Below are 12,027 nucleotides of genomic sequence, written 5' to 3'. Positions count from 1 at the left end.
AGCACCCGCTGTAGGCGGCGCGCGGCCCGCACCGCCCCGGCGGGCCCCGGCTCACCCGCCCGGGTGCGCCCGCCCGGGGCGGGACCTCAAGGCGTGAGCGGTGCCCGCCGATCCCGTCAGGACGACGTCCCCGAGGAACGGTTGGCCCATGGACCTGCAGATCACCGAGCACCGCCACCTGAGCTCGGTGCAGGCACTCGTCGCGGACTGGCAGGCGCTGCACGACGCCTCCGGCGACCCGAACCCGTTCAGCGGCCCCGACTGGGCCGTGACCTGGCTGGAGCACTTCACCGACGACCCGCGCTCGGAGCCGTTCGTCCTGGAGGTCCGGGACGGGGCGCGCCTCGTCGGCGTCGCCCCGCTCTACCGCCGGTCCGAGCTGCGCGGCCTGGCCACCATCGTGCAGTCCATCGGCGCCGGCGGCGCCTGGATCGGGCCGTACGAGCTCCCGTCGCTGCTCGCCGCCCCCGAGTGCGGCCGCGACGTCGCCCGCGCCGTCGTCGGGCACCTGTGCGCCGAGGAGGGCGCCTGGGACTGCTCGCGCCTCGTGCTGGGGACCGCCGCCCCGTGGCTGGAACCCGAGTGGCTGCCCGACCACTCCTTCACCCTGCTGCAGCGCCGCACGAAGGCCGCCGCCGTCCTGCACCTCGGCGGTGAGGTCGACGTCTACACGGGCCGGCGCAACCTCAAGGAGTCCCTGCGCCGCGCCCGCAACCGCCTCACCCGCGAGTTCGGGGCCGACGGCTGGTCCGTGCGCCGGGTCACCGGGGCCGCCGACGTGCCCGCGGCCTACGACCGCCTCGCCGCGCTGCACAGCGAGCGCGCCGGGCTGCGCGACGGCCGGCCCGTGCACGCCGACATCTTCGCCGACCCCCGGGTGCGCGAGTACCTGCGCGACGTGGTCCGCCGCACCGGGGAGCGCGGCCGGGCCAGCGTCTACGAGCTGCTCATCGGCGACGAGGTCTCCGCCAGCCAGCTCGTCCTGCACACCAGCTCCGCGGGCTACAGCTCGACGTCGGGTGTCTCCGAGCGCGCCTGGCCCTACTCCGCCGTCACCTACCTGCTGTCCCTGGCGGTCAAGGACGCCCAGGAGGCGGGCCACCGCCAGATCAACCTCTCCACGGGACCGAACCAGGCGAAGCTGCGCTGGACGGAGCAGGTCGAGACGACCACCGAGTTCTCCATCGTCGCCCCGCGCCGGCGGTCGCAGGCCCTGCACGTCGGCCTGGAGACCGCCCGCGTCCTGGCCAGCTACCGCGAGGCGCGCAACGCCCACCGCGTCTGACGCGGCCGACGGGCCGCCGCCCGTCCTCCGGCCCGGTCACCGGGCCGGCGGCGAACCCCCGTCCCGGCTCCAGTCGGGCTTGCCCCCCGCCGCGGTCGAGGTGACCGCCGGCCCGACGAGGAGGAACCGGGCCTCCTCGTGCGCCACCGGGCAGTGCTCGGTGCCGCGGGGCACGACGAGCAGCTCCCCCGGCAGGAGTTCCACGTCGCCCGTGCGCAGCTGCACCGTCAGGCGCCCCGAGAGCACGAGGAACGTCTCGTCCTGGTCCTCGTGCGTGTGCCACGTCGTCGAGCCGACGCCCTTGGCCACCTTGAACAGGTCGCCGTTCGCCGACGCGACCACGCGCTGCGACCAGAACTCGGTCAGCCCGGCCGCCTCGGCCGCGAGGTCCACCTTCGCCACGTCCTCCTCCGATCCCCCACCCGGACGGCGGGACCGGACGAGCGTCGCAGCGGCCGGCGCCCCGCGGCGTGCCAGGATCACCACGTGCCGCAACGATCCGACCAACCCCTGCGGGTGGCGCTGCTGGTCGACGAGAACTCCAACCCGTTCGAGGTGGGCTGCGTCTGCGAGGTGTTCGGCGCGCGCCGGCATGCCGACCTGGGCCGCGAGCTCTACGACCTGCGGGTGGTCGCTCCGGGTGGGCGGGCCACGGCCCGCGACGGCCTCTTCACCTTCACCGACGCGGGGGACCTCGGCGAGCTCGACGCCGCGCACACCGTGGTGGTGCCCAACCGCCCGGACGTGGACACGCCGCACCACCCCGACGTGATCGCCGCCGTCCGGCGCGCGGCCGACCGCGGAGCCCGCCTCGTCGGGCTGTGCACCGGAGCGTTCACCCTCGCCGAGGCCGGGGTCCTCGACGGCCGCCCGGCCACCGTGCACTGGCAGCTCGCCGAGGAGTTCCGGCGCCGCTTCCCCGCCGTCCGGCTCCAGCCCGACGTCCTCTTCGTCGACGACGGCGACGTGCTGACCTCCGCCGGCAGCGCCGCCGCCCTCGACCTCGCGCTGCACCTCGTGCGGCTCGACCACGGCGCCGAGGCCGCGAACTCGGTCAGCCGGCGGCTCGTGTTCGCCGCCTACCGCGACGGAGGTCAGCGGCAGTTCGTCGAGCGCCCCGTCCCCGCCGCGGTGGTGCCGCCGCTGACGAGCACCCTCGCCTGGGCGCAGCAGCGGCTGGACCAGCCGCTGGCGATGGCCGACCTGGCGCGGCACGCGAACGTGAGCGTCACGACGCTGCACCGCCGCTTCCGCACCGAGCTGGGCACCACCCCGCTCACCTGGCTGACCGGGGAGCGGGTCGAGCTCGCGCGCCGGTTGATCGAGCAGGGCACGAACCTGGACGCCGTCGCCTCCCGCAGCGGCCTGGGCACGGGCGCCAACCTCCGCGCCCGCTTCCGCCGGCACACGGGCCTGAGCCCCGCGCAGTACCGCGCCCGTTCGGTCGCGGCGGCACCCCGGTGACGCAGACGACCTGAGGGACGGCGGGCCGGGTGCCTGGAGGGAGTGCCCTAGCCCACCGCCTCGTCGGCCGGGTCCGCCTCCGGGACGTCGTCCGCATCGTCGGGCGCCATGCCGGTGAGCTCGTCGGGAAGCTTGGGAGCGGCAGCCACCCAGGGCCGCAGCGGCTGCACCACCGCGCGGTAGAACGTCTGGACGGCGCCCGTGACCGAGGGGACGAACGCGTTCTTCACGCCGGAGCGCTTGGTCCCCAGCGCGGCGCCGTGGATGAGGGTGAAGGCGGCGATGTCCGCACCCTTGTCCGACACCAGGACGAGGGGGTTCTCGCGGACGACGCGCAACTGCTCGCACGTGGTCTCGGGGCGTCCGGTGAACGACGCCTCGATGAGGAGGTCCGCGGGGGCCTCCTTCAGCTGCCGCAGCAGCCACGTCACCCGCCGCTGCGCGCCGCCCTCCTGGGGCGCGGGGACCCGCACGCTCGTGCGGACCTGGCTGGTGCGGACGTCGGCGACGACGGTGACCGGGCCGACGGCGCCGGGCACGCGCAGGGTCGCCTCCAGCTGCCCCGTCCCCGCGAGCTGAGCGGTGGTGGCCTGCAGGCGGGCGACCGGGTCGGACGCGATCCTGCGCGGCAGGACGTGGGTGACGCTCACGCCGAGTTCGGCGGTGAGGGTCAGACGGAGCTGGCGGACGAGGCGGATCCAGGACTGCGCCACCGCCGGCGCCTTCCGGTCAGCGGCCCGCAGGGTCCCGGCGGCGACCGCTTCCCGCACCGTCACCCAGGCGGGACCCATGTCCTCGAAGCCCGTGGTGCCGGAGCGCGGGTGCTCCAGGTACCGGATCAGCTCGTTGAGCAGCCAGGCCTGGTGGGCGTCTGCGACGCCGCGATGCGTCAGGGTCATCCGGGCTTCGTGGAGGACCTCGGACCACGAGAGGTGGAACAGGGCGACCTTGCCGCGGAGCTTGCGCCGGTCGACCTCGACCGGGTGCTCCCCGTCGCCGGGGGAGATCTCGTTCGACAACGTGATGACGGCGTCGAAACCCTGGTCCCGCGCCACGTCGAGGTAGTTCTCCACCTGCTGGCGCTGCAGCTGACCGTCGCCGGTCTTGACCTCCAGCAGGCCCGTCCAGTCCCGGTTCGCCCGCTGCACGCGCATGACCCCGTCCGGGATGACCGTGCTCTCGCCCAGGTGGAACGGAACCTCCAGGTAGGTCTCCACGAGACCGGCCGGCGCACCGAAGTGCGTGGTCAGACTGCGGGCGAAGGGGCGAACCCCCGTCATCGTGGCGAGCAGGGCCGAGGTGGCCCGCTTCTCCTGCTCCTCGCCGGAACCGACGCCGGAGATCGAGAAGAGGCGCGCGGGCTGCCAGGAGTCCTTCAGGCGCAGGCGGAGCGGAGGCGGGACCGGCAGCGGAGTCTTGGCCTTGCGGGTGCGGACTCCGCCGGCGCGACCGGCGACGCGGGCCGTCGACGAGGCCGGGACGACCGCCGCAGCCACCACGGGGGACGGCGGCACGTCCGCCGCCGCCGGCCCAGGCGCACCCGGCTCGGACTCTACGGCCGCCGGAGGCAGGGGCAGGTAGGACGTCGACGGGACGTCCGGCGACGACGCGGCGGCGGGCGTCGGAGGTTCCGCCTCGACCACCTCGACGAGTTCCTCCGATCCGGGGAGGTCGTCGACGCTGTCGGCGAGCTCCACGGTCAGGGGGTCGACGTCCTGCTCGACGAGGGCCGCCGGCTCCTCCGGCTCCAGGGCGCCGACCTCGTCGTCGTCCTCGCCGGTGCTGTCGGCGACGCTGACCCCGAAGTCGGTGGCCAGACCCGACAACCCGTCCTCCCAGCCCTGGCAGACGGCGCGCACCTTCCAGTCCTCACCCCGGCGGTAGAGCTCACCGAGGACGAGCACCGTCTCCGTGCCGCCACCGGTCGCCGCGATGCTCGCGACGACGCCGTCGCCCGACGTGACGTCCAGGCGCAGGCTCGCGACGTCGGCGACGGTGCCCTCGGTGACGCTGGCCGCCAGGACCACGAAGTGGACGTCGGACGGCAGCCGGGCGAGGTCGAGGCGGATCCGCTCCTCCGCACCGGAGTCGGTGCTGCTCCTCCCCGTGTGCTCGACCGAGCCGTCACTGGACGTCGTCTGGTTGTAGAAGACGAAGTCCTCGTCGCTGCGGACCCGCCGGTCGGCGTCCAGCAGGAGAGCCGACGCGTCCACGTCGGCGGCGCCGTCGACGCCCTCGTCCCAGCCGATGACGGCGCGCAGCAGCAGCGAATCGGCGGAGAGCAGCCGGTTGGCGCCCTTCAGCAGAGAGGTGTCGTCCACGTCAGCAGTGTGACTGTGCGTCAGCGATGTCCGCAGCGAACTACCGAGGTCCGCCCGAACGGACGCAGTCGCACCGTCTCGGCACCGGCCCTCGCGCCCGGACTCCCGCGCCGAGCGCGTCGTCAGCCGGGTACGGGGTGCCGAGGTCGGCACCGCACAACCCCGCCGCACCACCGGGCGGCACGGATGAGCAGACTGGCGCCTCCACGCCGTCCCCGGAGGTCCCGATGCACGCCGCCTACCTGCCCGGCCACCGCGAGGTGGACCTCCGCGAGGTCCCCGACCCCACGCCCGGCCCGGGGCAGGTGCTCGTCGCGATGCGCGCCTCGACGATCTGCGGGTCGGACCTGCGGGCGATCTACCGCGAGCACCTGGGCGAGGGGCCGGAGGCCTACCAGGGCGTGGTGGGCGGCCACGAGCCCGCCGGACGGGTCAGCGCGGTCGGCGAGGGCGTGGGACGGATCCGGGTGGGCGACCGCGTCGTCGTCTACCACATCAGCGGCTGCGGGCAGTGCGACGACTGCCGCCGCGGGTACCAGATCAGCTGCACCGCACCGACGCGCGCGGCCTACGGCTGGCAGCGCGACGGCGGGCACGCCGACCTGCTCCTCGCGGAGGAGCGGGACCTGCTCGTCCTGCCCGACGAGCTGACGTTCCTCGACGGCGCGTGCGTCGCGTGCGGCTTCGCGACGGCCTACGAGGCGCTGTGCCGCCTCGACGTGTCCGGCCGCGGCCGCCTGCTCGTCGTCGGCCTGGGCCCCGTCGGCCTCGCCGCGGGGTTGCTGGGCAAGGCCATGGGCGCCTCCCTCGTGGTCGGCACCGACCCGAGCCCGCAACGGCGCGAGCTCGCGCTGCGCCTGGGCGCGGTCGACTCCGCCGTCGCGGGCGGCGACGACGAGCTCACCGACCTCCTCGGCGACGGCGCCGAGACGTCGGTGGACTGCTCCGGCAACGGGTTCGGGCAGCTCACCGCGCTGCGCCACACCCGCCGCTGGGGCCGGGCGGCGCTCGTCGGCGAGGGCGGGCAGCTCAGCGTCGACGTGAGCGAGGTCCTCATCCACCGCCAGCTCACCGTCCACGGCTCGTGGGTCTCCTCCACGGTGCGGATGGGCGAGCTGCTGCGGAACCTGGCGCGCTGGGGCCTGCACCCGGAGAGGGTCGTCACCGACGTCTTCCCCCTGGCGCGGGCGGGCGAGGCCTACGCGGTCGCGGACGCCGCGGCCGGCGGGAAGGTCGGCATCACCTGGCCGGACGAGGCCCCCGCGAGCTGACCACCGGGCCGGTCGGGGCCCCGGCTGCGACGATGGGGGCCTCCCCCGCCGCCGCACCCGTGAGGTCGACCTGTCCAGCACCGAGTCCTCCTGCTCCCCGACCACCCCGGCGCAGTGCGGTGGCGTCCCTCGCGCGAGCTCGGCCGCACCGGCCTCGGACGCGCACCTCCCGGACGGTCCGCGGGCCCGGGTCGTCGTCGCCGTCGCCTCGCTGGGGTTCTTCCTCATCACCCTCGACGTGTCCATCGTCAACGTCGCCCTGGCCAGCATCCGCGAGCAGCTCGGAGGCGGCGTCCGCGGGCAGCAGTGGATCATCGACGGGTACACGCTGCTGTTCGCGGCGCTGCTGCTGTTCGCGGGCAACCTCGCCGACCGCATCGGCGCGCGCCGGGCCCTCGTCGTCGGCATCGTCGCCTTCACCCTCACCTCCGCGGCCTGCGCGCTCGCCCCCGGCGCGGGGGCGCTCGTCGCCGCGCGCTGCGCCCAGGGCGCGAGCGCCGCGATCGTCCTCCCGGCGTCGATGGCCCTCATCCGGGAGGCGTTCCCCGACCCCCGCCGCCGCGCCCGGGCGCTGGGCATCTGGGCGGTCGGCGGGGCCGTCTCGGCCGTGCTGGGGCAGCCCCTCGGCGGGTTGCTGACCAGCGTCGACTGGCGGTGGATCTTCACGATCAACGTCCCCGTGGGGGTCCTGATGCTCGGCCTGCTGCTGCTGGTGGCCCCCTCCCCCGTGCGCCCGGCCCGCTTCGACGTCGCCGGGCAGGTGCTCGCCGTCGTGGCGCTGTCCGCACTGGTGTTCGGGCTCATCGAGGGTGGTCACTCCGGCTTCGCGGAACCCGAGGTGCTGGCCGCCCTCGCGGTCGCGGTCGCTGCACTCGCCGCGTTCGTGGGGGTTCAGGCGAAGGGCCGGGCCCCGATGCTGCCGCTGGAGCTGTTCGCCGCCCGCGGGATGCGGCTGGCCCTGCCGGTCGGGTTCACCTTCATGGTCGCCAACCTCGGCCACGTGTTCGTCGTCAGCCTGTTCCTGCAGCAGCAGCTGGGCCTGAGCCCGCTGCACGCCGGGCTCGTCTTCGTGCCGGCGGCGCTGCTGGCCGTCGTCGGCAACCTCGCCAGCGGACCGGTGACGAACCGCCTCGGGACGCGGGTGCCCGTCGTGGCCGGGCAGCTCTCGATGGTGGCCGGGCTCGTGGCGCTCGTCGCGGCGACCGCGGCCACCGACCCCGCCGACGGCTGGCCGTGGCTGGTCGCCCTGGCCCTGGTCCCCGTCGGCGCCGGGGGGTCGCTGGCCATGCCGCCGGTCACGGGCGTCGTCCTCGAAGGCGTGGCGCCGGAACGGGCCGGGACCGCGAGCGCCGTGTTAAACACGTTCCGGCAGATCGGCGGGGCGGTGGCCATCGCGGTGTTCGGCGCGCTGATCGCGGAGCCGGCGGGCTTCCTCCCGGGCCTGCGCACCAGCCTCCTGGTGTGCGCCGCGCTGCTGCTGCTGACCGCCGTGAACAGCCTGCGCATCGGCGCCCCCGGGAGCACGGCGCTGGAGCGGACGGCCGTCGCGGCGCGCTGAGGTTCGGCCGGGGCGCTCGGGCCACGGGCGTACGGTCGCCGGAGTTCCGCGGCCGACGCGGGCGGCGGACGGACGTGGCGCAACAGGCGAGGAGGCGGTCGTGCAGATCACCGGTGCGGTGCTCGAGGAGATCGGCCGCCCGCGGCCCTACGCCACGTCGCGCCCGCTGACGATCAGCCGGCTCGAGCTGGCCGAGCCGGGCCCGACCGAGGTGCTGGTACGGGTCGAGGCCGCCGGCGTGTGCCACTCCGACCTCTCGGTCGTCAACGGCCACCGCACCCGGCCGGTGCCCATGCTGCTCGGGCACGAGGCCGCGGGACGGGTCGTGCGCACGGGCGCGCAGGCCGACGACCTGAGCGCCGGGCAGCGGGTCACCATGACGTTCCTCCCCCGCTGCGGGGCGTGCGCCGGCTGCCGGACCGGCGGCCGGCTGCCGTGCTCCGCGGGCACCGCGTCGAACACCGCCGGCACGCTGCTGCACGGCTCGCGCGCCCTCACCCGCGACGGTTCCCCCGTTCACCACCACCTGGGCGTGTCCGCGTTCGCGACCCACGCCGTCGTCGACCGGGCCTCCCTCGTCCCCGTCGACGACGACGTGCCGCCCGAGGTGGCGGCCGTGCTCGGGTGCGCCGTGCTGACCGGCGGCGGCGCCCTGCTGAACGCCGTGCGCCCCGAGCCCGGGGAGTCCGTGGTCGTCGTCGGCCTCGGGGGCGTCGGGATGTCCGCCCTGCTCGCCGCCGTCGCCCTGGGCGCGGGCCCCGTGATCGCCGTCGACGCCCTGGAGTCCAAGCTCGAGCTCGCCCGGGAGCTGGGCGCCACCTCGGCGCACACGCCCGCGGAGGTCGCCGACCTCGGGATCCGCGGGGACCACGCCCTGGAGTGCGCCGGGCACCCCCGCGCCTTCGAGACCGCGTTCGCGGCCACCCGGCCGGGTGGGCGGACGGTGACCGTCGGCCTGCCGGACCCCGCGGCGCGCGCGGAGATCTCCCCGGCCGTCGTCACCGCCGAGGCCCGCACCGTCATCGGCAGCTACCTCGGCTCCGCCGTCCCGGCGCGCGACGTCCCCACCTTCGTCGAGTGGTGGCGCGCGGGTCGGCTGCCGATCGACCGGCTGATCACCCGCCGGATCGGCCTGGACGACCTCAACGAGGCGATGGACGAGCTCGCCGACGGCCGCGCCGTGCGGCAGGTCGTCGTCCTCGACTGAGGGATCTCCCCGCACGGCAACCTCTTGCGAAAAGCGTCACGGTGAGTCGACGCACCGTTACCGTTGAGGGGAACCGGGACGTCCCGGCGCACCGCCCGGCGTCCGGGCCCGTACCCGGAGCACCACCGTGACCCGCACTCCCGTCATCAGCACCCCCGTCATCAGCACCCCCGTCATCAGCAGCTCTGGCGCCCGCCGTCCCGTCCTCACCGCCGCCCGGGTGGCCGGCGGCCTCGCCGCGGCGCTCGCCCTCACCCTGGCCGGGCCGCCGGCGCGCGCCGCGACGACGGTTCCGCCGGTGCCCCTGGTCGAGCGGGCCCAGCGCAGCACCCCCGTCCTGACGGTCCGGGCCGTCTGCGGTGTGGACGGCGCCACCCTGTCGGTGTCCTGGCGCCGCCCGGGCACCGCCGAGCGCTACGACGTCGTCGCCGACCACGACGGCGAGACGTACCTGACGCCCGTGGGTGAGGTCGGCACCGTCCAGGCCGCGGTGCGCCTCACGGAGCCCGTGGGCACCACGACGGTGCGGCTGCTCGAGCGGCCCACCGGGACGGAGGTGGCGCAGCGCACGGTGCGGACCACCCCGTGCGACGGCTGGTCGGACGCCGCGAACTTCACGGCGAGCGGCTCGAACGCCCCGGGTCAGCCGCAGTCCATCGGTGACCTGGCGGCCACGCCCACCACGGACCCCGACGGCACCCGCACCTGGGCGGCGGAGTTCGGGCGGCTCGTGGTGGGTCCGGACGCGCTCGGGCACGTCGTGCGCGGACCCGTCGCCGACTACTGGGCCGCCGCCGGGGGCCCGGCGGGGCGCCTGGGCCGCCCGACCGGCAGCGCGGTCGGCACGCAGGACGGCCTCGCGACGTTCACCACCTTCGCCAACGCCCGCGTCTGGTCGACGTCGACGACCGGGACGCACGCCGTGGGCGGGAACCTGGCCGTGGTGGCGTACCTGCAGAACTCCCGCCGCCTCATGCCCTTCGACGTGCCCGGCTACCCCACCGCCGACCCGGAACCCCTGGGGCCCGGCACGATCCGTCAGCGCTTCGAGCGGGGCTGGTACTACCAGGGCGTCTCGGGGACGTTCGTCTACGACAGCGCCGTCGCGCAGCGGTGGTTCTCCTCCGGCGCCGAGCGGGGTCCGCTGGGCTGGCCGCGCACGGACACCGAGCCGTTCGCCCTGGCCCGCACGGCGGAGGGGAAGCCGGGCGACACGTGGCGCCAGCGCTTCGACGCGGGGACCCTCTACGCGCCGATGGACGGCAGCCGCCCCGCCCGCCTGGTGGGCGGGGCGATCGCCGAGCGCTACCAGGGTCCGTACTGGAGCGACGAGGTCACCGTCCACCGCCTGGGGCTGCCCGTCACCGACGAGCTCGCGACCCCCGACGGCGTCGGGCGCTACAACCACTTCGCCGCCGCGGCCAGCATCTACTGGACGCAGGCCACCGGCGCCCACGTCGTCGCCGACCAGGGCGTGGGTCCCGACTCCCCCTGGCAGCTGCGCAGCTACTGGGCGGCGCACGGCTGGGAGCGGGGCGTGCTCGGCTACCCCACCACCGAGGCCGTGTCCGTCACCTCCGGCGGCAGGTCCGCACTGCTGCAGCGCTTCACGGGGGGTGTGCTCTGCGCGTCGACCGCCTCGACGGCGACGGGTGAGGTCGCCCGCCTCGCCACCGTCCGCGGCGCCTTCCGCACGGCGTGGGAGGCCGCCGGCTCGGAGGCCTCGGCGCTCGGGATGCCCACCGCCGAGGAGGTCGGTGTCCCCGGCGGGACGCGCCAGGTCTTCGCCGGCGGGGAGCTCCGCCTGGACGCGGCCACGGGCCGGGTCACCCAGGTGCTCACCCCCTGACGCGACGCCGGGAGCGGGGTCGCCAGACTGGGACCGTGGGCATCGAGGAGGTCCTGGCCGCGGCCCGCGCGGGGTCCGGGCGGCTCTCCCCCGCCGAGCTCCTGGCCGCCCAGGCCGCCGGGGCGCTCGTCGTGGACACCCGCACCCCCGCCCACCGCGAGGAGCAGGGCGAGTTCCCGGGCGCGCTCGTCATCGACCGGACCGTGCTGGAGTGGCGCCTGGACCCGACCTGCCCGTGGCGCATCCCCGAGGCCGTCGACGCCGACCGGCTGGTCGTCGTCGTCTGCCGCCACGGGTTCAGCTCCAGCCTCGCCGCCGCGTCGCTGCGGGCCGTCGGCCTGCACCGCGCGACCGACCTGGCCGGCGGGGTCGAGGCCTGGATAGCCGCCGGGCTCCCCGTGCACCGGGGTCCGGTCGACCTCCGGACCTGACCCCACGACCGGGCACCGCCGGCCGGGTCAGGGCGCGGTGCGCACCTCGCGCCCCAGCACCCGCCGCGCCGCACCGGCCCACGCGGCGGGGACCCCGTCCGTGCGGCACGCCTCCTGCGCCAGCTCCGCCCACCGCGGGCGCCACGCCGCGGGGCGACCCGCGACCTCGGCCGGGTCGGGGCTCTGCGGCCAAAGGTCGTCCTCGGGCCACCACGGCGGGACGGTGTCGTAGGCGCGCCAGACCCGCACGGGGTCGTCGCCGCGCACGACGACTGCGAGGAAGGTCCAGCGGCCGGACTCGCCGGACTCGGCGGCGCACAGGGCCTTCGGCATCCTGCTCACCTGACGGCCGATCGTGCGCGCGTCCACGGCACCGGTCGTGCGCAGGCTCGTGGACCCCGGCCCGACCCGCACCAGCAGCGCCCCGTCCTCACCCGGCGGGACGGCGGCGCGCACGGCCGAAGTGAGCGCGGCGAGCTCCGGGGTGGCCGCGGGCGCGGGCCGGGGTGCCTCGTAGCCCGCGCGGGCCACGGCGTGCACCAGCCGGACATGCTCGCGACTGCTCAGCGCCGCGACCGGACGGCGAGCCTCGCGCGCGGCGGCCGGTCGCCGGGGCGGCGCCGTCCCGGCCACCAGACCGG

9 protein-coding genes and 1 pseudogene are annotated in these 12,027 nt (G+C 76.1%); 7 read left to right on the top strand and 3 right to left on the bottom strand.

Annotated features, from left to right (window positions below):
- The first annotated feature begins 148 nt into the window (after window positions 1-148).
- Entirely contained in the window at window positions 149-1,285 is a 1,137-nt protein-coding gene (locus tag F1544_RS07825; protein ID WP_167583960.1) for a GNAT family N-acetyltransferase, read from the top strand.
- A gap of 36 nt (window positions 1,286-1,321) precedes the next feature.
- On the opposite strand, the gene F1544_RS07820 is transcribed toward F1544_RS07825, so the two are convergent.
- On the bottom strand, window positions 1,322-1,687 hold the full coding sequence (locus F1544_RS07820) for a cupin domain-containing protein (protein ID WP_167583958.1): 366 nt from the start codon (window positions 1,685-1,687) through the stop codon (window positions 1,322-1,324).
- An 84-nt stretch (window positions 1,688-1,771) separates the two neighbouring features.
- Between F1544_RS07820 and F1544_RS07815 the strand changes: the two genes are divergently transcribed.
- Entirely contained in the window at window positions 1,772-2,749 is a 978-nt protein-coding gene (locus F1544_RS07815; protein WP_308469944.1) for a GlxA family transcriptional regulator, read from the top strand.
- Window positions 2,750-2,796: 47 nt separating this feature from the next.
- Here the strand turns inward: F1544_RS07815 and F1544_RS07810 are convergent, their stop codons facing one another.
- Window positions 2,797-5,070: a TerD family protein gene (locus tag F1544_RS07810; RefSeq protein ID WP_167583956.1), complete on the bottom strand. Its 2,274-nt coding sequence runs from the start codon at window positions 5,068-5,070 to the stop codon at window positions 2,797-2,799.
- Between the two features lie 227 nt (window positions 5,071-5,297).
- Between F1544_RS07810 and F1544_RS07805 the strand changes: the two genes are divergently transcribed.
- From F1544_RS07805 to F1544_RS07785, 5 genes are all read left to right on the top strand, one after another.
- A complete protein-coding gene (locus F1544_RS07805) occupies window positions 5,298-6,341 on the top strand; it encodes a zinc-dependent alcohol dehydrogenase family protein (RefSeq protein WP_167583954.1) in 1,044 nt (347 codons plus the stop codon).
- A gap of 70 nt (window positions 6,342-6,411) precedes the next feature.
- Entirely contained in the window at window positions 6,412-7,899 is a 1,488-nt protein-coding gene (locus F1544_RS07800) for an MFS transporter (RefSeq protein ID WP_306668950.1), read from the top strand.
- Between the two features lie 100 nt (window positions 7,900-7,999).
- On the top strand, window positions 8,000-9,106 hold the full coding sequence (locus tag F1544_RS07795) for an alcohol dehydrogenase catalytic domain-containing protein (protein ID WP_167583952.1): 1,107 nt from the start codon (window positions 8,000-8,002) through the stop codon (window positions 9,104-9,106).
- A 127-nt stretch (window positions 9,107-9,233) separates the two neighbouring features.
- Complete coding sequence (locus F1544_RS26235) at window positions 9,234-10,955, top strand: hypothetical protein (protein ID WP_167583951.1); 1,722 nt, start codon at window positions 9,234-9,236, stop codon at window positions 10,953-10,955.
- 35 nt (window positions 10,956-10,990) lie between these two features.
- Entirely contained in the window at window positions 10,991-11,386 is a 396-nt protein-coding gene (locus F1544_RS07785) for a rhodanese-like domain-containing protein (RefSeq protein WP_167583949.1), read from the top strand.
- Window positions 11,387-11,413: 27 nt separating this feature from the next.
- Here the strand turns inward: F1544_RS07785 and F1544_RS07780 are convergent.
- Window positions 11,414-12,027 (bottom strand): annotated as a pseudogene (locus tag F1544_RS07780) (hypothetical protein); the annotation flags it as partial.

This window comes from Kineococcus rubinsiae (assembly GCF_011839805.1).
GTDB classification, from domain to species: Bacteria; Actinomycetota; Actinomycetes; order Actinomycetales; family Kineococcaceae; genus Kineococcus; species Kineococcus rubinsiae.
This window is presented reverse-complemented; position numbering and strand designations above follow the sequence as displayed.